The organism is Pseudoalteromonas sp. PA2MD11, assembly GCF_017808125.1.
Classification (GTDB): Bacteria; Pseudomonadota; Gammaproteobacteria; order Enterobacterales; family Alteromonadaceae; genus Pseudoalteromonas; species Pseudoalteromonas simplex.
On sequence record NZ_JADKNF010000003.1, the window covers coordinates 306,783 to 327,986 of the forward strand.

Annotated in this window: 17 protein-coding genes; 10 read left to right on the top strand and 7 right to left on the bottom strand. The window is 40.1% G+C overall.

Translation table 11 applies throughout. The features are described from left to right. Window positions 1–121 precede the first annotated feature (121 nt). Complete coding sequence (locus ISP07_RS06120) at window positions 122–715, top strand: MlaC/ttg2D family ABC transporter substrate-binding protein (protein ID WP_138600008.1); 594 nt, start codon at window positions 122–124, stop codon at window positions 713–715. Between the two features lie 300 nt (window positions 716–1,015). Beyond that, window positions 1,016–2,353 (top strand): ankyrin repeat domain-containing protein, encoded by a 1,338-nt coding sequence (locus tag ISP07_RS06125; RefSeq protein WP_209327108.1) that lies wholly within the window; start codon window positions 1,016–1,018, stop codon window positions 2,351–2,353. Window positions 2,354–2,437: 84 nt separating this feature from the next. On the opposite strand, the gene ISP07_RS06130 is transcribed toward ISP07_RS06125, so the two are convergent. From ISP07_RS06130 to ISP07_RS06150, 5 genes are read right to left on the bottom strand one after another with little or no spacing between them, the layout of a single operon-like run. Further along, window positions 2,438–2,893, bottom strand: coding sequence for a DUF2069 domain-containing protein (locus tag ISP07_RS06130; protein ID WP_209327109.1), 456 nt, complete (start codon window positions 2,891–2,893; stop codon window positions 2,438–2,440). Continuing rightward, on the bottom strand, window positions 2,890–3,444 hold the full coding sequence (gene wrbA / locus ISP07_RS06135) for an NAD(P)H:quinone oxidoreductase (protein WP_209327110.1): 555 nt from the start codon (window positions 3,442–3,444) through the stop codon (window positions 2,890–2,892). Before wrbA ends, ISP07_RS06130 begins: the two co-directional genes overlap by 4 nt. Next, window positions 3,444–3,791: an arsenate reductase (glutaredoxin) gene (gene arsC, locus ISP07_RS06140; protein ID WP_209327111.1), complete on the bottom strand. Its 348-nt coding sequence runs from the start codon at window positions 3,789–3,791 to the stop codon at window positions 3,444–3,446. The genes wrbA and arsC overlap by 1 nt, the downstream gene beginning before the upstream one ends. A gap of 54 nt (window positions 3,792–3,845) precedes the next feature. Continuing rightward, the gene (locus ISP07_RS06145; protein ID WP_187490484.1) at window positions 3,846–5,306 is read right to left on the bottom strand and encodes a M48 family metalloprotease; all 1,461 of its coding nucleotides are present in this window, start codon (window positions 5,304–5,306) and stop codon (window positions 3,846–3,848) included. A 1-nt stretch (window position 5,307) separates the two neighbouring features. Beyond that, window positions 5,308–5,973 (bottom strand): hypothetical protein, encoded by a 666-nt coding sequence (locus ISP07_RS06150; RefSeq protein WP_054553736.1) that lies wholly within the window; start codon window positions 5,971–5,973, stop codon window positions 5,308–5,310. A gap of 155 nt (window positions 5,974–6,128) precedes the next feature. On the opposite strand from ISP07_RS06150, the gene ISP07_RS06155 reads away from it, so the two are divergent. From ISP07_RS06155 to ISP07_RS06165, 3 genes are all read left to right on the top strand, one after another. Then, window positions 6,129–6,347 (top strand): hypothetical protein, encoded by a 219-nt coding sequence (locus ISP07_RS06155; RefSeq protein ID WP_054553735.1) that lies wholly within the window; start codon window positions 6,129–6,131, stop codon window positions 6,345–6,347. Next, the gene (locus ISP07_RS06160; RefSeq protein WP_054553734.1) at window positions 6,340–7,407 is read left to right on the top strand and encodes an AI-2E family transporter; all 1,068 of its coding nucleotides are present in this window, start codon (window positions 6,340–6,342) and stop codon (window positions 7,405–7,407) included. The genes ISP07_RS06155 and ISP07_RS06160 overlap by 8 nt, the downstream gene beginning before the upstream one ends. Window positions 7,408–7,525: 118 nt before the next feature. Continuing rightward, window positions 7,526–9,781: an aminotransferase class V-fold PLP-dependent enzyme gene (locus ISP07_RS06165; protein WP_209327112.1), complete on the top strand. Its 2,256-nt coding sequence runs from the start codon at window positions 7,526–7,528 to the stop codon at window positions 9,779–9,781. 67 nt (window positions 9,782–9,848) lie between these two features. Here ISP07_RS06165 and ISP07_RS06170 read toward each other — a convergent pair whose 3' ends face one another. Continuing rightward, window positions 9,849–10,880: a LacI family DNA-binding transcriptional regulator gene (locus ISP07_RS06170; RefSeq protein WP_138617776.1), complete on the bottom strand. Its 1,032-nt coding sequence runs from the start codon at window positions 10,878–10,880 to the stop codon at window positions 9,849–9,851. Between the two features lie 348 nt (window positions 10,881–11,228). Here ISP07_RS06170 and pgi point away from each other — a divergent pair, with 348 nt between their 5' ends. From pgi to ISP07_RS06195, 5 genes are all read left to right on the top strand, one after another. Continuing rightward, complete coding sequence (gene pgi / locus ISP07_RS06175) at window positions 11,229–12,875, top strand: glucose-6-phosphate isomerase (protein ID WP_209327113.1); 1,647 nt, start codon at window positions 11,229–11,231, stop codon at window positions 12,873–12,875. A 270-nt stretch (window positions 12,876–13,145) separates the two neighbouring features. Then, window positions 13,146–14,618: a glucose-6-phosphate dehydrogenase gene (zwf, locus tag ISP07_RS06180; RefSeq protein WP_209327114.1), complete on the top strand. Its 1,473-nt coding sequence runs from the start codon at window positions 13,146–13,148 to the stop codon at window positions 14,616–14,618. Window positions 14,619–14,623: 5 nt separating this feature from the next. Next, a complete protein-coding gene (gene pgl, locus ISP07_RS06185; protein ID WP_138600000.1) occupies window positions 14,624–15,334 on the top strand; it encodes a 6-phosphogluconolactonase in 711 nt (236 codons plus the stop codon). A gap of 819 nt (window positions 15,335–16,153) precedes the next feature. Next, on the top strand, window positions 16,154–18,751 hold the full coding sequence (locus ISP07_RS06190) for a TonB-dependent receptor (RefSeq protein WP_209327115.1): 2,598 nt from the start codon (window positions 16,154–16,156) through the stop codon (window positions 18,749–18,751). A 76-nt stretch (window positions 18,752–18,827) separates the two neighbouring features. After that, on the top strand, window positions 18,828–20,339 hold the full coding sequence (locus tag ISP07_RS06195) for a tryptophan halogenase family protein (protein WP_209327116.1): 1,512 nt from the start codon (window positions 18,828–18,830) through the stop codon (window positions 20,337–20,339). Between the two features lie 38 nt (window positions 20,340–20,377). Here ISP07_RS06195 and ISP07_RS06200 read toward each other — a convergent pair whose 3' ends face one another. Next, window positions 20,378–21,088, bottom strand: coding sequence for a DUF6445 family protein (locus ISP07_RS06200; protein WP_209327117.1), 711 nt, complete (start codon window positions 21,086–21,088; stop codon window positions 20,378–20,380). Between the last annotated feature and the right edge of the window lie 116 nt (window positions 21,089–21,204).

Consider the following 21,204-nt stretch of genomic DNA (forward strand, 5'->3'; position numbering starts at 1 on the left):
TGAAAACTATGGAAAAAATCGATTGGTGCTTAATTGGCATTAAAACAATGTCAGATTGTTTCTTTTTTTGTGGATTTAATATCGGTATATTAGCGAAAATTTTCGTTTAGAGGTGAACACGATGACCAAACTAGTTAACTCATTTTTGCTAATTGCAGCATTTTTTGCTGCATCTGCTTTTGCCAGTGAAGACCGCTCGCCTAAGCAATTATTAGAATCAGTCACTGCTGATTTATTTGTTGATATCGCAAATGTGAATGCGAAAGGTGATGCAAGCTCAGAAGCAATGGCGAATATTGTTGAAAAACGCTTATTACCACATATGGATATTAAGTTTGTATCGTACAAGCTTTTAGGTAAGCATATTAAAGGGCTGCGCCGTGAACAAGCCGTTGATTTTATTGCTGCGGTTGAGCATTACTTAACAGTGACTTATGCTGGCGCGCTAATGAAATACACAGGCCAAAAAGTAATTTTTGATCAATCACAACTAATCGACGATGGTTATGCAACTGTTAAGACACAAATTGTTGATGACAATGCGCCAGCTATAGATTTGCACTTTAAATTACGCCAAGGCAAAGACAAGCAGTGGAAAGTATACGATATTGTTGCTGAAGGTATCTCACTGTTAAGTGCAAAGCAAAAAGAAGTGCTGCAGCGCATTAGCCAAGTTGGCATTGATGAAGTGACACATGAATTAGCAAGTAAGTAAGTCAGCTAAAAAGCGCGATTACCTTCACCTCATCGGGCTTTTTAGTTACTTTCAGTCTCCAACCAAGCAGTGAGTACCGTCCATGTGCCGCTGCTTTTCTATTTTCTTTAAAAATCACCTACTTTGCGCTAGCACCTGTAACCCTCTGTGGTAGAATCATACTACTTTTCTTGTTTACCAGAGTATCTGTCAGATACTGTGTTATTGATGACAATATTAAGCAAACTGTCAGGTAAATTTTGCTATAACTAAGTGCTTAATTAGACATCGAATAATGTGCAGCGGAGTTGTGTTTTTTTAATGGAAAATGTACTGATTTGGCCAAAGGAATACCCGTTACTGATCAAAGGATTAGCTGAGCAAAACGGGGCTTATATTTTAGACGCTTTAGAAGCTTGGCCGGCATGTCGTTCTACTAATGAAGATGACGGTGTGTGTACGACGGTTCTTCCGCCTATTTACTACCTTACTTGGTTGACTCCTCTTGAACCGTTTGAAGAGTGTTATTTCCAACACATCTCTGAATTTGATGAAGCTGCGCTGCATTATATTAATGCTATGAAAGCGCACTTTTTAGAAAACGACTACACCCCAGAGAGTCTTGTTTTAATGTTATGCCAGCGCTTAGAGAAATACGCTAGCGCATTTGCTCAATCGGCTGTTAAAACACCTATAACTTTGATTCACCAGTTATTTAATCGGCGCTATTTCACTGTGATTGAACATGTGCTTAATCACGGTGCGAAAATGTCTGCGGACGATGTATTAGAACTGTGGACCGAAGTTGACTTTAGAGAGCGCTTTAGTGGTTTTATCCCTGATTCAGTGGCTGATCTTGAATCATTAACGGCGCTTGCAGCTGAAAAAGTTGCTCACGGTGAAGATTACTTCACCTTACTAAAACTTGTATCACCTGATGTTGACTCAGCATCGTTACTTGAACAAGCTTTACTTGCCCACTTGAGCCACGAAAATGCAAAACAAACCATGGCAAAGCGTTTTATTGAGCAAGGCGCAACAGGTGCATTAGCTGACGAAAACGGTAAAACAGCCTTTATGTGGGCAACCGAAAAAGGCTATGTGAATGTGGTTGAGACAATACTTGAACATCAAGATAAAAAAGCCCAAGACAATAAAGGGAATACAGCATTACATTACGCCGTATTAGCCGAGAATGGACCTTTACTGGTGTTGCTTTTAAAAGCGGGCTATGACTTTAGGGTTCGTAACAAAGACGGTCTAAGCTGCTACCGATTAGCAGTTAGCATTAAAGCAGATAACTTAGTGAAGTGCCTTGAACATGACTTTGGCATTAAAGAGCTTTCGCCAGAAGGGCAGTTTGATCGCGTTAAAAAAGTGCACTTACTCCACGCGATTGTAACTGTGTTACTACCTGTGCAGTTGTTCTTCTTTTTTGATGATAGCATTGCCATTAAAAGTGAGTTAACGCTGGGCTTTACATTAGTTTCTATCTTATGCTTTTTCTTTGCTACAAGTTTAAAACGCTGTGCGCTATACCCGCATATTCGTCACCCATGGGGGCTGTTTATTTTAAGACTGTTTTCACTATTTAGCTTAATTGGCCAAGTGGGTCTGGCAAGTATTGTCGCGCTAGCCACCTTAGCAGAGTTGGTGTGAACGCATAAAAACTAAATAAAGTGACATAAAAAAACGGCAACCTTGATTGCCGTTTTTTGTGTTAATTAAGCTAAACGAAAGTGCTTATTTATCGTGCTCATGTGCCGCTTTTTCTTCGGCCAGCTCTTCTTTTAATTTACGAATCTTAAGGCCAAGCTCTTGCCCGCGATGGCGAGCATAATAAGTGCAACCAATAAACATCAGACTGGCAAAGATTAACTCAAGTAATACCCAAATCAGCTGTTCTTGTGCGACCCATAGTAATGTAAAACCATGGATAAAATAGAACATCACGATAAAGTTTGCCCACGCGTAGGTGTAAGGCTTATCTTGAATAATCCCTTTCAGTGGTAATAGAAGAGGGAGTATATAAAAAACAAAGATAAAGCCGTTACTGTGGCCTTCTCTTGGGGCAATTAAAAACAACCAAATTGGCATTAAAATTAATAAGCCGATATAACCAATCAGTGCAAAACGTTGGAATCGTTTAGTAATTGGCTTTTTGGCAACAGGCTGATTTAGCTTTGGTTCCAAGCTCATTGTAATTTACTCGTAATCAGTGCCAAGCGTTTTCCAACACTTTGGCAAATTTTAATTTCGTCTTTACTTAACACATTGCTGTTATTGCTACCGGCCACATGAGTCGCACCGTATGGCGTACCACCGGTTTCAGTTGCTAATAACTCAGGTACCTCATAAGGCACGCCAAGCAACATCATGCCGTGATGTAACAACGGCAGTGATAGATTCAATAAGGTGGCTTCGTTACCACCGTGCATACTGCTCGATGACGAAAATACGCAAGCAGGTTTATCTATCAGCTGACCTTTAAGCCACAGATCACTGGTGGTCTCCCAAAAGCTCTTAGCTTGTGAGGCCATCATGCCAAATCGAGTAGGGGTGCCAAAGGCTAAGCCATCACAATTAATTAGATCATCTTTACTGATCACAATATCGTGTGGCTGACGTTTAACGAACGTGCGCAATAAAGCTGTTGCACCTTGTTGCTCAATCGACTCGGCTATCTCATGAGCCATTGCTTCTACAGAGCCATGGCTTGAGTGGTATAGCACAACAATGTTTATAGCCATTAAAGTACGCTTAATACGTTTTCTGGTGGACGACCAAGAGCAGCTTTGCCGTTATTTTCAACAATTGGGCGCTCGATTAGCTTTGGATTGGCAGCCATTGCAGCAATTAATTTGTCTTCGTTTTGTTCGTTTTTAAGCTCAAGCTCTTTGTAAATGTCTTCTTTAGTACGCATTAATTCACGCGCTGAAGTAAAGCCCAGTTGGCTAATTAAAGTCGAGATTTGTTGTTCATTAAGCGGTGTTTTTAGGTATTCAACAATACTTGGTTGTACGTTATTGCTTTCTAATAGGGCAAGTGTTTCACGCGATTTTGAACAACGTGGATTATGATAAATAGTAACAGACATAGTGTGTTCTCACATTTAATAATTTGGCTTATTTTAGGGCAAGCGCCGCGAGACTTAAAGTCTCGCAAGCTCTTTTTGTAATTGACGGTATTGCGTGAGTAGGGCTTTTAAACGTTGTTGTTTAACTAATTCTTCAGGCTCAACAAAGTTTAGTGCTTTTTGAATTTCATCAGCTGCCTTTAAATAAGCACCATACTGGGCCAGTACATTGGCATGCGCTTCATGATAAGAAGCCATATTCTCTTGCTTTTTGTAGACATCAGCAATCAGCTCTTTGGCAAGGTTGTTCTCAGGTTTTGCTAACAAGTAAGATTTTAAAATACGTTCAGCAAGGTCAAATTGTTTTGCTTCCATCGCAGCATTTGCATAGTTTAAGGCAATTACCTGATTGTTAGGTCTATCGATATCTAGCTTAGCTAAAAACTCTACTGCTTCATTCGCTTTACCTTGCGCAATGAGTAAGTCGGTGTGTGTGTCTATATAAAATAAGTTCTTTGGATCTTGCTCAAGCAATGGGTTCAAAATGCTGGCTGCTTCATCAAGCTTTTTTTGATCCAACAAGCTAATACCCAAACCATATTTAAGTGCAGTGTCGTTATGAACGGTATTTTCACGCATTAATTTACGAAATAAATCTTCCGCGGCTTTTGACTTTTGCTGATAGCGAGCAATAACACGGCTCTTAGCTAAGTTAAACTCTAGGCTATCGGAGTAGTGCCTTTTTGGATACTGCTCGGCACGTAAGCGCACATCAGAGACACGGCTTTCTGGCAATGGGTGAGTCAGCAAAAATGCGGGCGGCTTATATTTGTAGCGAATTTGTGCAGCAAGTTTAGTTAAAAATTCACTCGATTGGCGAGGATCAAACCCAGCATTATTTAAGGTCTGCATACCAATTCGGTCTGCTTCTTGTTCAGCAGCACGGCTATGAGTTAATTGACTAAATGCCGCTTGAGTCTGGTTTGCAGAGATAATAGCAATACCGGCATCAGGTGCAACAACGGTAGCTAAAATACCAGCAATCATACCAGCGATGGTTAACGCGCTGTTATCTTGCTGTTGTTGAATACGACGCGCTAAATGGCGTTGTGTTACGTGGGCAATTTCGTGCCCAAGTACTGAGGCAAATTGACTTTCGTTATCGGCTTGTGCCATGAGCCCTGTATGCACACCTACATGACCACCATAGAACGCAAAAGCGTTGATTTCAGGGTTATTAACCCAGAAAAAAGAAAATGGAAAACGAACATCGTTGGCGTTTGCGACTAAACGGCGGCCCAAAGTGGTCAGATACTCATCAAGAACAGGGTCATTGACAACGGGTGATGAGCCACGAATTTGCATCATCATCACTTCACCGATTGCTTGTTCTTTTTCAATCGGTAAGGCTTGTAATGCCGAGGTCCCTAAATCGGGCAGCTTAAAGTTAGTTTGTGCCTTCAACGGCTCACTGTGCAATATCGAAAATGTCAGTAATGCACTACACAGTGTAATAAAGGCTAATTTTAGTCGCATCTTATTCCTTGTTGATTTGCTCACCTAACATGACTTTTGCTAAATCTATTTCGTCGCTGCATGCTCGGCTGTCTTTTTCGCACAATTGATAGAAATCTTTTATTGTGACTCCATCTAGCTTAACAACGTTCAACTCTCGTTGTAAAAAAGTTATGATTTTATGCGCTACTTTATGAGCATGCAGAATTAAGGCTTTGTCAGCTTTGTCACCTCTTTCAAAGTAAAAAGCGATGAATTTATGAAGCTGGTTAAAACGAATAAGGTTTTTCATGGTGTGCGGATCCCACACCTTAAATTCCATAAAGCGGTTGTCTTTGATGTATTGGTCTACCGTCACATCTTTTGCATAAGGGTAGGCCCATAATTCAAAACCTCGGTCCGTAAAGCTTTGATGCAAAGCAATGCGCGGTTTTTGCTCACAGACAATTTCGCCCATATCGGTTTCATGGCCACCTAATAAATCAAGGTTCCAGTTGCGTGGGTCAATTAATTGTTTAACGGCATTATCAAAACCGTGGTCTAAAATCCCTTCAGATTCGCTAACCGATGATGCGACCATATGATAAAAAGGCGGCAGCTCGCCCCAGTTTATTTGTTTTTTATACCAGTTTATCTCTTTAAGAGTTGGATTCGCAGGTAATTGCGCTTTATTATGCGAGCCAGGCATCAGGTTTCCTTTACTACCAGTTATTGAATAAGGATAAACTATTGTTTTGCGTGTTTTAAGAAAAAAATGAGTTGTTTCTCATTATAAAGACTTATTTTAGCAAGGTGCCTACATCTTATACTTATTATTCATATTAATAACGCAGTTGATTCGCTATGTTAACGGTTGATTTAAGGGACTATAAGTGCCCTCAACAATTTATTCAGTTTAAATTAGGGTTGAATAAGGCAGTATCGGCTCAACAAGCCGTGACTTTTACATTTAATGCTGCTGAGGCAACGGACGATATGCAGCGATTTTTAGAAAAACATCATTACCATTTTAAAATTGACCTAGAATTAGGTGTGCTAACAGTGGAGCCCATTCGTGTTTGAGTATGTAAAAGCCTGGTACGAAAATAAATTTTCTGATCCCCATTCAGTAACCTTGTTGTTATTGCTTATTGCAACCTTTGCATTTTTCTACTTTTTTGGTTCGTTAATCGTGCCTGTCTTAGTTGCCTTGGTAATTGCCTATTTACTAGATTGGCCTGTTGCTCACTTAGAAAAGCTGGGTTTGAAACGGTTTACCGCAACGATTCTAGTTATGCTGGTATTCAGTGGCTTGATGATTATGATTATTGTCGGCATGGGGCCTGTGCTTTGGCAGCAAACCAGCAATCTAGTTCAAGAAACGCCTTATATGATCGAAAAAGGTAAAGCACTGCTGTTACATCTTCCTGAAGATTACCCAAGTTTGATTACTGAAGATCAGGTTAAATCAATTGTTACCAGTGTTGAGACCAAAGCGATTGAGTTTGGTCAGTTGGTGCTATCGGTATCATTAACTTCGATAAAAGACGTTGCAGCTTGGCTGATTTATCTTATTTTAGTGCCGCTCTTAGTGTTCTTTATGCTTAAAGATAAATTAGAGCTCACGCAAAGTGCTGAGCGTTTATTGCCTAAGCAACGTCGCTTGATCATTCAAGTTTGGCAAGAAATGAATCAGCAAATCATGAATTATATCCGCGGTAAGGTATTTGAAATTTTAATTGTTGGTACAGCATCTTTTATTGCTTTTGCAGTGCTTGACCTTCGCTATGCGGCTTTACTAGGCGTATTAGTTGGCTTGTCTGTGCTTATTCCATTTGTAGGGGCGGCATTGGTGACCATTCCTGTCGCTGCAGTGGCGTTATTCCAGTTTGGTTTAGAAACACAATTTTGGACCATATTAATCATCTATGGCGTGATCCAAGCACTTGATGGCAATGTGTTAGTGCCGTTATTGTTCTCTGAAGCGGTAGATTTAAACCCAGTGTTCATCATCGTTGCAGTATTGTTTTTTGGCGGTTTATGGGGCTTTTGGGGCGTGTTTTTCGCAATACCGCTGGCTTCTTTAGTAAAAGCACTTATCAATGCCTGGTCTTCTAAGCAGGTTGAGCTAATAGAAAATTAGCTTAGTCTTAAAAAGTATAGAAAACGCACTTTACTGACTAATTGATTATTATAATTTAGCCGTGAAAAATGTAAAATAGGTTATAAGATATATCTTTTAGTAATATGGTGCGTTTTTCATGGCAAATTTTTACCTTCCTGACGATGCTAATCAGCAAATTTATTTAGATGCGAATGCAACGACTCCTGTACTTCCTGAAATTGCCGATGTGGTTTCGCACACGATGCAAGTCTGTTTTGGTAATCCATCAAGCTCTCATATTACGGGTATTCAAGCAAAACACTTATTAGAACAAACACGTAACAAAGCACGTGAAGTCATTGGCGCTACCGACGGCGATATTTTATTTACCTCGGGTGCAACAGAAGGTATTCAAACAGCGGTTGTTTCTACGCTTATTGCTGCAAAAAATCATCAAATCGAGAATCCGGTATTACTTTATGGGGCAACAGAGCATAAAGCGGTGCCAAATACCCTAAAGCATTGGAACAGCGTACTTGATATCAACGCGCAGGTATTAGCTATTCCAGTAGATAAAAACGGTATTTTAGGTCACGAGTTTATTCGTAAACATGCTGCGAATGCACTGATGATTTGTACTATGGCAGTAAACAACGAAACCGGTGTATTCCAAGATTTAAGCGCTATTGAGCAAGTTATTCGTAGTGAAAACAATAATGTGGCTTGGATGGTTGACTGTGTACAAGCATTAGGCAAAACCAACTTAGCACTAAGCCAAACAACCATTGATTACGCCCCATTTTCTGGCCATAAATTGTATGCGCCTAAAGGCATTGGTGTACTTTATATTCGTAAAGGCAGTGCATATACGCCATTTATTGCTGGCGGCGGCCAAGAAAGTGGTATGCGATCTGGTACCGAAAATTTACCGGGCATTGCCGGTTTGAATAAGTTGTTCTCGTTATTACTTGATAAACAAAACCAGACTTTTAAGCCAATTGAGCAGCTACATACTTTTCGCGAGCAATTATTAGCTGCATTAACAGACACCTTTGGTAGCATCACGTTCAATCACAGTTTTGAGCATTCGGTGCCAACAACGTTGAATTTTGCGGTGAACGAATTAACCAGTAAAGAAGTGATGGATTTATTTGATGCTGCGGGTATCCGTGTAAGTGGCGGCTCGGCATGCAGCTCAGGTGCAAATCGTAGTTTTGTTTTAGATGCGATGGGAGCCAGTGATTGGCAAAGTGAAAACGCGATACGTATGTCGTTTGGCCCTGCGGTTAACCAACAAGAGATTGATTTTGCTTGCGACAAAATCCGTTCTTTAAAGCCGATTCTAGAAGCAAACTGCTTAGTGGTATCTGATAGTACATCGCCGCAACACGAAGTTTGTGCTATTGGCTTAACACAACTTCGCCATCAAGCAGCGTGCTGCTGGCTTTATGTCGACAGTGATAAAAGCGCTGTGGTGATTGATCCTATCATTGAGCTTATTCCACGTATGGCGAAAATTGTCGCGACACAAGGTTTAACAGTAAAAGCGATTATCGATACCCATAACCACCAAGAACGTTTATCGGCCCGTTGTTTATTATCAAAAGAGCTCGCAGAACGTTATGTTGCTAATGAGATAGACGAACTTGGCTGGCCAAAAGATTCAGCAACCATCGAATTAAGCGATGCGCGCTTAACTAAAGTAGCAACACCAGGTCACAGTGACGATAGTGTTAGCTATTTATTATCAGATACGCAAAGCGGTGATATCAGCTATTGCTTCTGTGGTGATTTAATCTTACCAGGCGGCTTAGGTAACACTGCAATTAGCGGTGGTGATGCTGTGAAAATGGCTCAGTCTTTAAAGCAGCTTGCTATGGTAATACAAGATTCAACGGTGGTTTGTTCTGGTCATGATTATCAGCAGTGTTTTGCTATGGATTGGCATGCGCAAAAAGCAACGACGCCGTTACTTGCGCAACTATTAAGTGAGCTAGTATCAGATGATGAGTTTGTTGAATTAAAGCAACAAGCTGATGAGCAAAAGCATACTGTAAGTCATTCTCTATGTGGCTATGTTGAAACACTTGAAAGTGCGCCGATGAAACAGCTAGTCGCAACCGATGCGAAATCAATGTTAGATGATAAGGCAACTTACCTAATTGATACACGTGAACCGTATGAGCATGGAGCGAATAATTTAGCAGAGTTATTCACTGTTGCTGAGAGCAAAGTGATTAACATTCCACTCAGTCGCATGGCAAACGCCATCGTGCAAGGGCAGCTTGATAAAGCGCATAGCTACATTTTGGTTTGCCGAAGTGGTAATCGTTCAAAACAAGCGGCTAACAATTTGTCGCAGTTAGGGTTTGAAAATGTTTATAACTTAAATGGTGGTTTAGCATTGCTTTAACAAGCAATTCCAATTCGCTTAATTAAAAAAAGCCGCTATAGAGCGGCTTTTTCGTAACTTGTATAAATTAGGCCGTTGTAGGGCCTGAGCTTTCCCGTACCACTAATGAAGGGGTAAAGGTCGTGATGATGTCTTTATCTTGATTACGTGCACCACGGGTTTTTCTAAACAGTAAACGGGCTGCATGCTGCGAAATTACATCATTCGCCTGATGTGCTGTGGTTAGTTTAGGCCAAGTTTGACGCGAGAACGGTGAGTCTTCGAAGCCCGTAATTGATAGCTGCTGTGGAATTTCGATACCCATTAAGCGTGAGGCGAATAACGCGCCCGCTGCCATTTCATCGTTACCGCCAAGTAGGGCTGTGATGTTTTTCGGGTTATTCTCACCTAACAATGCTTTTGCGCCTTCTACACCTGATTCAAAAGAATACTGGCCTTCGTAGATCAGCGCGTCATGCAATGGAATGCTGTGATCTTTTAACGCGGCCTGATAACCCTCTAAACGTTCAGTTGTTGATTTATGCTCTTTGTCACCGCATAAAAAACCAATATTTTTATGGCCAAGCGACAGTAGGTGAGAGGTGATTTCGTACGCAGCTGCGTAATCGTTCACATAGATACAAGTGTCTTGGTCTTCTTCAGTAGGGCGGCCAGAGAGTACGCGAACATAATGAATGCCCATCTCATCTAGCATATCAATAATGCTATTTTGCTCTGACAGCGGTGGCGTTAATACAAGGCCAGCTAAGCGAGAGCGCTTGATCATGGTTTTAAAGTCTTCTTCCATGTTGCCATCCAGATAGTTACATGGATGAATAACCAGCTCATAGCCTTCTTCTTTACAACGCGATAACACACCGTTTTGCATGTCGATGACATAATAAGCATTCGGGTTGTCATAAACTAAACCAACAGTAAAAGACGATGTGCCTGCTAGGTTTCGAGCAGCAAGGTTTGGTTGATAGTTTAACGTGTTAACAGCGTCCATCACTATATCGTACGTTTTTTTTCTGACCGATGGCTCTTTATTAATCACTCGTGAAACGGTTTTCATTGAAACACCTGCGAGCTTGGCTACATCATTAATGGTTACTTTCATACTGTTGCTTTATAGTTGGTTATATTTGTATTATAATATTATTGGCCAGGTATTCACCAGACGCTTTTTCTTATATGTACATCAATATTTAATATAAGTTAGTTAGTGTATCTAATGTTCTACCAAATTAGCAGTAAAATAATTGAGATAATTTTTATGATACCGGTGTCAAAAGAGAAAAATTGCGCTATTATCTCGACTATAAAATGTAAAAGTAGAACATTGACAGCGTTGTCATTTTAACTTAGTGTTGATTTCACACCGTGTTTTTAATTGCTGTCTTTATTCAATATAATAAAAAGATAGTTAAGAATCAGTTTGTTGCAAGTTTTGAAGGGGATTAAATATATGAGCAGCCGTTCGCAATTAGCTAGTTGGCAAGCACTATCTGAAAGTGCCAAGAAGATGAAACAAATTCATCTTAAAGATTTATTTGCCAAAAATAGCACGCGTTTCGAGCAATTCTCTGCTCAGATCCTGGGTGTATTATTCGATTACTCGAAACAACAAATTGATAAAACTGTTTTTGAACAATTAATTGCTTTAGCGAAAGAGTGTGATATTAGCGCATGGCGCGAAAAAATGTTCAGTGGTGAGAAAATTAACATTACTGAAGACCGTGCTGTACTTCATACTGCTTTACGTAACCGCGCTAACACAGCTGTAATGGTTGATGGCGAAAACGTAACAGATGCTGTTAACGCTGAGCTTGCTAAAATGAAAGCCTTTGTTGGTAAGGTACGCAGTGGTGAGTGGTTAGGCTACACAGGAAAAGCAGTAAAAGATGTGGTTGCAATTGGTGTCGGTGGTTCAAATCTAGGCCCACAAATGGCAACAGAAGCGCTTGCTGCTTATGCTGATGGCACATTAAATGTGCATTATGTATCAAATGTTGATGGTGTTCAGATTGCATCTGTTTTACAAGGTTTAGACGTTGAGACAACGTTATTTGTTATCTCGTCAAAAACGTTTACCACCTCAGAAACCATGACTAACGCTAAATCGGCTGTTGAGTGGTTTTTACAAACGGCACAAGCGCAAGAGCACATTGCTAAGCACTTTGTAGCTGTAAGCACCAATTTAGAAAAAACAGCGGCCTTTGGTATCGCTGATGAAAACGTATTCACAATGTGGGATTGGGTAGGCGGTCGATTTTCTTTATGGAGTGCGATAGGATTACCAATCGCCCTGTACTTAGGCTTCGACGCGTTCGAAGAGATCCTAGAAGGTGCGTTTGAAATTGATGAGCATTTTAAAAATGCTGAATTTGAAAATAACGTACCATTATTAATGGCGCTTTTAAGTGTTTGGAACACAAGCTTTTTAGGTTATACAGCGCAAGCTATTTTACCGTATGACCAAGCACTACACATGTTACCCGCGTATTTACAGCAAGGTGAGATGGAAAGTAACGGTAAGCATGTTACTTTTGCAGGTGAAACGGTTCCTTACACGACGGTTCCAATTATTTGGGGTATGACAGGTATCAATGGTCAACATGCTTTTTACCAATGTCTACACCAAGGTAATGTAATTGTACCTGCTGACTTTATTGCTTCAATTGAGCCGCAAGTCAATGTAGGCAAGCATCATGATATTTTATTATCAAACTTCTTTGCACAAACCGAAGCGATGATGGCCGGTGTTGATGCAGAGCAAGTAACTGCAGATTTAACCGCGAAAGGTAAATCTGAAGCAGAAATCTCAGAATTATTGAATCACAAGATTCACCAAGGCAATCGCCCAACAACGTCAATGTTATTAGATAAAGTTGATGCGAAAACGGTAGGACGATTAATTGCGCTTTATGAGCACAAGATCTTCTGCCAAGGCATTATTTTAGAAATCTGTTCATTTGACCAATGGGGTGTAGAGCTAGGTAAGGGACTTGCCTCTAAAATTGAAGCTGAATTATTTGATGATGAAGTCAGTCATCCACATGATAGTTCAACCAATGGACTGATCGCTTACTATAAGACACATCGTAAGCAGTAAAAGATTCGCAGTATTAGCTGCAAACCGAATACCTTTGAACGGGTAGCGCTGGAGTTCTTAGGGCCTGTATTTTTGTGAGAGGATTTACAGAGCCCCTAAGACTCATTTACTTCAGCCAACATAAAAAGAATGAGTAAGCTACTTACAAACAAATTCAACAGGCTTTGTTAAAGGATATTGTCTAACAGGCCACATCAACCAGATAACAACACGCACTGCCATATTGCATGAATTGGATGAACATGGCATTGCCAATGTAGAGAGTGATATATGTTAAATCCATTTGATATCGTAATTTTTGGGGGCGGCGGTGATCTTGCGTTACGTAAGTTACTTCCTGCAATGTATCGCGCTTATCAAGAGGGCAACCTTCCTCAAGGTTCTCGTATCCTTCCTACGGTACGTGAAGAAAGCAAATGTAAAGAATACATCGAAACAGCACATAAAGCGTTACAAGACTTTTTAGGTAAAGGTGAGTACAACGCAAAAGATTGGAAAGCGTTTTCAGCTTACCTTGTGCCAGTTGTATCAAATGTGACTGAAGCAGATGATGACTGGGACAAATTAAGAGATATTCTTGATGAACACGACGCTGACAAGTCTCGTGTTTTTTACCTTTCTTTACCACCTGCAGTGTATGGTAGCTGCTGTGAAATCTTATCAAAGAAAGGTCTAATCACAGAAACATCTCGTGTTGTTGTTGAAAAACCGATTGGTTACTGTGGTGAATCTGCTGAAGCAATCAATGCAAAAATTGCTGAATACTTCAAAGAAGAGCAAGTATTCCGTATTGACCATTACTTAGGTAAAGAAACAGTACAAAACTTAATGGCACTACGTTTTTCAAACTCATTGTTTGAAAACCTGTGGGATGCAAAATCAATCGATAACATCCAAATTAGCTTATCGGAAACAGTGGGCCTAGAAAGCCGTGCTGGTTTCTACGATAAAGCGGGTGCATTACGCGATATGGTACAAAACCACTTGCTACAATTACTTTGTTTAGTGGCAATGGAATCACCAAATAAACTAAACGCAAACAGCATCCGTACTGAAAAACTAAAAGTACTTGAGTCGTTACGTCCGTTAGTGGCTGAAGATGTTGATGCAAACATTGTACGTGGTCAGTACGTACCAGGTAACTTAGACGGTAAAATCGTCCCTGGTTACTTAGAAGAATTAAACGAAGGTGCGAGTAAAACAGAAACTTTTGTTGCTATTCGTGCGCACATCGATAACTGGCGCTGGGCTGGCGTGCCTTTCTATCTTCGTACAGGTAAACGTATGAAAAAGCGTTGTGCTGAAATCGTTGTTGAATACAAAAAAGTGTCTCACAATGTTTATACAGACAACGTAGGTAACATTGAGCCAAATCGTCTTGTTATTCGTCTGCAACCAGAAGAAACAATTCAATTAACACTGATGTCTAAGCGCCTTGATAACCTTGAGATGCAATTAGAACCAGTAACCATGAACATTGAGTTATCGCAAGCGTACAGTAATGGTTTTCATTCAGATGCCTATAAGCGCTTAATGTTAGATGCCGCAGCAAACAACCCGTCGCTGTTTATTCACCGTGATGAAGTGCGTCAAGCATGGAAATGGATTGACCCAATCATTGAGCGTTGGCAAGAAAAAGGTGCACCATCGTTATACCGTGCAGGTACGTGGGGCCCTGAAGATGCAGATGAGCTTTTAGAAGAAAACAACCACGTTTGGTTTAACACAGGCGATAAGGCGTAATTAAGATGGCAACAATTGTTGAAAAATTCTTTGCAAACAAAGACGAATTAACAGCTGAACTTTCTTCAAGCCTTGAACAAAGCCTTGTTGCTGGTATTAAAGAAGATGGCCGTGCTGTATTGATGGTGTCGGGTGGCTCATCGCCAGCACCTGCTTATAAGCACTTATCAAACCTTGAACTTGATTGGGCAAGCATTGATGTTGCTATGGTTGATGAGCGTTGGGTTGATGCTGATCATGAAAAAAGTAATGAAGCATTTATCAAAAGCACGCTATTACAAAACCATGGCGCAGCTGCTAATTTCGTGACAATGAAAAATGACGCATTAACGGCGCAAAACGGTGTAGCTGAATGTGAAGCTGCATACAAAGCATTAAAGCGTCCTTTTGATGTGACGATTTTAGGCATGGGCCCTGATGGTCATACGGCTTCTCTTTTCCCTCATGCCGAAGGTCTTGAACACGGTCTAGCAACAGATGATTTAGTATGTGCAATTAATGCCATTGAAAGCGATGTAACAGGTAAAATCACTGAGCGTATGACGTTAACCTTATCTGCGATTGCAGATTCTAAAGTTGTGAAGCTTTTAATTAGTGGTGAAGAAAAACTCGCTGTTTACAAGCAAGCGAAAGAGGGCGGTGCAGTTGCTGACATGCCTTTACGTGCTGTATTGAATCACCCACATATCAATATTGAAGTTTATTGGGCACCTTAATCGCCCAATAAAACTCTATGCCAAAAGCGAGCTATTATGCTCGTTTTTTTGTTTTTAAATACTCACCTTGAATACCAATCCGCAATAATACTTCATCATTTTGAGGGATTAAACCTGTCGCTAACGGCGTTAAAAATTTCTGATTTAGAACAACTAAATAACGAAATTTTTGCCTTGTTATCAACGAGGTTTTATTGCCTCAAAATAGGTCACTTAATTAAGCGAATTGGTATAACAAACAGTATTGAATAAATACACTTTCTTTAAATAGCCGATAAAGTGTTAGACAAGTACAAAAGGGCTCTATATAATTAAAAATGACAGCGCTGTCATTGTTGTTGATTGTTATTCTCAATGTTCCCTTTAACTCATTCTGCCCAGAAAAAGTTAAAAATAATTTGTACATGACAGCGCGCTTTTAGAAACACGTTAGTTTTTTAAGCTAATTTATTGTTAGATAACAGGTTTTATATAACTTTTAGTTATGGTTAATAAACGCCCAATGGAAACTAAAGCTTACAAAAACACATGTAATTTTTAGCAAATTTCAAAAACTCATCCTTTTGGTCTTTTCATCTGCAATATCACTCATGCTATATTTGCGCCGTTTATTTGTAACAATTCTTAAAAACTCAATATTAAATATTAGTTATATCAATTACTTGATTATTTCGTTGTAAATTTTTTGCACAAATTAACCAAAAAGATGTAGCACAAATGTAATTTAGAGTGTATGGTTTGTTACTAGATGACAGCGTTGTCATCATCACTGGGCAGAAGTGATATAAAAAACCAACAAAATGATTCAAGGGGAATCCTGTGTTAGCTAAAAATTTTAAGAAAAGCTTATTAGCAGTTAATATCGGCCTCGTAATGAGTGCTGGGTTCACTGGCGCTGCGTACGCAGCAGATGAAACAAAAGTTCAAGAAGATGTTGAAGTAATTGAGGTTCGCGGTATTCGCCGTTCACTTGAAGCTTCAATGAATACTAAGCGCTTTGCTGACAGCGTTGTCGATGCTGTATCTGCAGAAGATGTCGGTAAGTTTCCCGATAGCGATGTAGGTGAAGCGCTTGGCCGTATTTCAGGTATTGCTGTTAACCGCGCATTTGGTCAGGGTCAACAAGTGTCTATTCGTGGTGCATCTGCACAGTTAACGCGTACTTTACTGAATGGGCACTCAGTCGCTTCAACAGGTTGGTATGACCAACAGTCAATCGACCGTAGCTTCAACTACACATTACTTCCACCAGAAATGGTTGGTGGTATTGAGGTTTATAAATCATCTCAGGCAAACCTTGTCGAAGGTGGTATCGGTGGTACGGTAATCGTAAACACTCGTAAGCCTTTAGATCTTGACGCGAATACCCTTTTTGGAAGTGTGAAAGCTGACTACGGCACGATCTCTGAAGAAACAGATCCTGAAATCTCTGGTCTTTATAGCTGGAAAAATGATGAAGAAACCTTTGGTGCACTAGTCTCAGCAGCATTTTCTGAAACAAATTATCAGCGCAATGGTATTGAATCTTTAGTAGGTTGGGGTGACATTGTTCCTTCTACATTCCAACAACAACGTGAACGTACTGCTATCAATGCCGTTTTCCAATATCGCCCAACTGATAGTTTAGAGCTAGGTCTTAATGTTATGAGCCTAGATCTTTCAGCTGATAACGCAAATACTTCTCTATTTTTAATATTCCCTGACGATAAAGATGCAGCTTGTGAACAAGTTAATGTAGATGGTACGTGTACTTTCTACCGTCGTTCAGGTGAAGGTGCAAACCCAGGCTGGGCACAAACGTGGGCTCGTGCAGGTTCAATGACTTCGGATACGGTTGATTTTGAATTCAAATACGCTGGTGATAATTTTGAGCTTAAAGGCCGAGTTGGTAACACACAATCAGAAGGTGGTACGGACCTCACTGCGAACTATGGTTTTTGGTTAGGTACTCCTGCAGATTATGCAGGCACATACGATGCGACAGGTGACGTAATTGATATTGATATTGCGAATAAGTCGTTTACTGCTGATGACTTCCAAGGGCAACTATCTTCAGCTGGTTGGGCACTCAAAAAGCAACCTAACTCTGATGAAGAAACATACGCACAGTTTGATTTAACATTCCCTGTTGATTTTGGTGCAATTACTGCAATCAAAACAGGTTTCCGTTGGGCAGATCACGATGTTAAACAAGAGACTTATACTGCGAATTTAGTTGACTCAATCGCGGCATACGATGCATCTCATTATTATTCAGGCACAGTATCCTCAGGGGCGGGTTTCACTATACCTAAACCTAACCTTGATCAAATGCTCTCTGATGGTTACGCAGCGATTACTAGCTTTGATAATACATCAATCGCTTATAAGGCTGGCTATGGTACAGTAAATGAAGAGAATTTTTCACTTTACGCAATGGCTGATTTTTCTGCTGAAGGCATACGTGGTAACTTTGGCCTACGTTATACCTCTACAGATGCATCATCTGATTACTTCGCACTAGATGCGAATGGTAACTACGCAAACAGCCTAAGCACTGATAAAGCTGATTACAGCGAAGTATTACCAAGTGTTAACGTGGCATTTGATTTAACTGAAGATATGATTCTACGTTTCTCAGCAGCGCAAGTAATGTCACGTGCTAACTACACTGACATGTTTGCATCTTCATCATTAGCGGGTTATGAAGATGATGTAGATGGTAATGAAGTTATCACTACTGGTAATATCGGTCTGGAGCCATTCAAAGCAACACAAGCTGATTTTGGTATTGAATACTACTTTGATGGTGACGGCATGGTTAGTGCTACTTACTTCATCAAAGATATCTCATCATTTACTAAGGTAGATGAAGTGACTAATCAAAGTATTGGTATAACAGACCCTAACACTGGAAAGGATGACTGGACAGTTGCTTCTAAGGGGACGGGCTCAGGTGGTGAGATTAAAGGTATCGAGCTACAAATTCAAGATGGTTTTGACAATGGTTTCGGCTACCAAGCTAATTATACTTACGTCGATTCAGAAGCTCCTGCAGAAAACTTCCCTGACCGTATTGAATTATTCTCTGACTCTTCAGAGCATACGGTTAACTTAGTTGGTTACTATGAGGCTGATTTCTACAGCGTACGTTTAGCATATAACTGGCGTTCAGAGTACATGGTTCGTGAAGCACCAGGTTTCTATGGTAACCGTGAGCATCAAGACTACGGTACACTTGACCTAACGGCTAAGTATTCAGTAACAGACTATCTAGACTTAACATTTGAAGCGGTTAACATTACTGAAGAAGACAGTATTCAAATTGGTACTGCCTCAGGTGATGCAGATGTTAAACCTGAGCTTCGTAACGGCTACCCAGCATGGAGCTTTGAAGGTGAAGCACGCTACAAGCTAGGTGTATCACTACGTTTCTAATTTGATTTAGATAACGAAATTAAGAAAGCCCAGCTCGTACTGGGCTTTTTTGTGAGTAAAAAGTGGGCGAGTAAAAATGATAAAAAAAATCGCAATTGTTGGTGGTGGAACAGCAGGTTGGTTAGCCGCTAACCATTTGGGTCATGCGCTTTTGCAAAGTGGCATTGAGATCACGTTAATCGAGTCACCTAATATTGCCAGCATAGGTGTCGGTGAAGGTACTGTTCCTTCGATGCGCAACTCTTTGCAAAAGTTTGGTATCAGTGAAAGTGACTTCATCAATGAATGTGATGTTACTTTTAAGCAGTCAATCAAGTTTGTAAATTGGCTAGATAAACACAAACATGGTGCTAACTTTTACCATCATTTATTTGATCACCCACATATATTCGGTGAGGAGTTAACGCAGCAGTGGCTTACTGAGGGTAACGGTAATGATTACGCAGACTTTGTTTCTAAGCAACATGCGTGTTGTGAAAATAACCTAGCACCCAAAACAATCGCAACACCACAATATGCAGGTATCAATGGTTATGCTTATCATTTTGATGCTAAAAAGTTTGCTGCATTCTTAGGTAGTCATGCCACGCAACATTTTGCTGTAAAACACCTGTTTGCAGAAATTAAAGATGTCAGCTGTGATGAGCAAGGTTTTATTACACACCTAATCGACTCAGAAGGTAACGCATTAGAGTTTGACTTTATTATTGATTGCTCTGGTTTTTCGGCTGCCTTTATTGGGCAAAAACTAGGGGTGGGCTTTGTTGATAAGTCAGATAGTTTATTAACTGATACTGCAATTACATTGCAAGTGCCGACACAAAGCGATGATGAAATACCACCTTATACTATTGCTACGGCACACCAAGCTGGTTGGATCTGGGATATTGCACTCACAGAGCGAAGAGGGGTGGGGTTTGTTTACTCATCTAAGTATATGAGCGATGAGCAAGCGCACGCTAAATTGCATCATTATTTAGGTAATAAATTTGAGCACTTAACGCCACGAAAGATCCCGATGAAAGTAGGGCACAGAGAAAAAATGTGGCACAAAAACTGTGTGGCTATCGGGTTGTCGCAAGGATTTGTTGAGCCACTTGAAGCAACTGCCATCTTAATTGCAGACTTTTCTGCGGGTTTATTAGCAAAGCGTTTTCCGCGTACCCGAGATGACATTAACTTAGTTGCTGATGATTATAATCAGCAAGTGAATTATGTATGGCAACAAACGTTCGATTTTATAAAAATGCATTACTGTATTTCTGATAGAACTGATTCGGCTTTTTGGTGTGATAACAAAAAAACCGACCAGTTATCAGAAAAACTAAAAAATAACCTAGCACGCTGGCAGCGTTTTACACCAGTACGAGAAGACTTTGCCAGTAAGTTCGATTTGTTCGACTTAGAAAACTACTTATATGTATTGTTTGGTATGCATTATGTACCCACCAAGCAGCAATCTAAACAGAGCGACAACCAACAAGTTACTGAATTTAAACAGCAGCGCGTCAATCAGCTATTAAGCGAGCTACCTAAGCACAGAGAACTGTTAGATAAAATAAAGAAATTTGGCTTACAGAAGTACTAATTTTATTAACTGAGCTGGCTAAAAAAGTATTAGCCAGCTTAGCTAATTCTAAAAAACGAAGAGATAGATAAACGGCTGTTGCTTAGATCATTGCTGTACTCTTTGTGATTAAAAAGAGCTGCGCTATGCAATAGGTTGCTCTTATAAATTACGAGCCTATTTACCTTCGCTTCAATATCCACCACTTTTTCAAAAAGCGCTGTTGTTTCATTCAAATAGCCTTGATGAGTTGCGCTGTGTTTTTCTGTATCAGCAATCATGTTATGCACGCTATTTTGGTTATCAGCTGTCACTTTAATAATATTCTCAGGCAGGTATTTGTATATGCCTGTGCCGCCCCATTCTTTAGGAGACAAATAATGCACTGCAGCAAATGTTTTATCATCCGTTGAATCAATATGTGGCATTCGCTGCAAGGTATTTAATTCATCCGCATTTTGAGTAACTAATGAAAGCTTACAGCGGTGAAGATATAAATTATTTTCACCGCTTGTAATGATTTCTTGCTCTAAAAGCTCATTAAGTAGCCGCTCACAAGCTCGGTAGTAAGGCGCAGGCATTTCATCTCGTTTGCCTGGGTAAAGTGTGCCATCGCTGCCAAAAGGCTGGAAATAGGCTGTCTGTGTAGCAAATTGATAAATAGGCTCAAGGCTGTGTAAAAAGTCATCAACAATAATGACAGTCTCATTAATTTCAGCAATGAAAACGCTGCTTACTTTATAGTCTTTATTTAATTGATAGCCTTCCATTGTTTGCCTCAGTCTTTCCATAATAGTTGAATATACTAACAAAAATAGTGGCTTATGCGTGATAATATTTACTTGCTTATAGCTTGTTTTTTCATCATTTGAGGTTGATTGGTAAT

Bases quoted from the DNA above. Each gene is read 5' to 3' on its own strand.
- ISP07_RS06120 (WP_138600008.1), top strand. From the start codon at position 122: ATGACCAAACTAGTTAACTCATTTTTGCTAATTGCAGCATTTTTTGCT.
- ISP07_RS06125 (WP_209327108.1), top strand. From the start codon at position 1,016: ATGGAAAATGTACTGATTTGGCCAAAGGAATACCCGTTACTGATCAAA.
- ISP07_RS06130 (WP_209327109.1), bottom strand. From the start codon at position 2,893: ATGAGCTTGGAACCAAAGCTAAATCAGCCTGTTGCCAAAAAGCCAATT.
- wrbA (WP_209327110.1), bottom strand. From the start codon at position 3,444: ATGGCTATAAACATTGTTGTGCTATACCACTCAAGCCATGGCTCTGTA.
- arsC (WP_209327111.1), bottom strand. From the start codon at position 3,791: ATGTCTGTTACTATTTATCATAATCCACGTTGTTCAAAATCGCGTGAA.
- ISP07_RS06145 (WP_187490484.1), bottom strand. From the start codon at position 5,306: ATGCGACTAAAATTAGCCTTTATTACACTGTGTAGTGCATTACTGACA.
- ISP07_RS06150 (WP_054553736.1), bottom strand. From the start codon at position 5,973: ATGCCTGGCTCGCATAATAAAGCGCAATTACCTGCGAATCCAACTCTT.
- ISP07_RS06155 (WP_054553735.1), top strand. From the start codon at position 6,129: ATGTTAACGGTTGATTTAAGGGACTATAAGTGCCCTCAACAATTTATT.
- ISP07_RS06165 (WP_209327112.1), top strand. From the start codon at position 7,526: ATGGCAAATTTTTACCTTCCTGACGATGCTAATCAGCAAATTTATTTA.
- ISP07_RS06170 (WP_138617776.1), bottom strand. From the start codon at position 10,880: ATGAAAGTAACCATTAATGATGTAGCCAAGCTCGCAGGTGTTTCAATG.
- pgi (WP_209327113.1), top strand. From the start codon at position 11,229: ATGAGCAGCCGTTCGCAATTAGCTAGTTGGCAAGCACTATCTGAAAGT.
- zwf (WP_209327114.1), top strand. From the start codon at position 13,146: ATGTTAAATCCATTTGATATCGTAATTTTTGGGGGCGGCGGTGATCTT.
- pgl (WP_138600000.1), top strand. From the start codon at position 14,624: ATGGCAACAATTGTTGAAAAATTCTTTGCAAACAAAGACGAATTAACA.
- ISP07_RS06195 (WP_209327116.1), top strand. From the start codon at position 18,828: ATGATAAAAAAAATCGCAATTGTTGGTGGTGGAACAGCAGGTTGGTTA.
- ISP07_RS06200 (WP_209327117.1), bottom strand. From the start codon at position 21,088: ATGGAAGGCTATCAATTAAATAAAGACTATAAAGTAAGCAGCGTTTTC.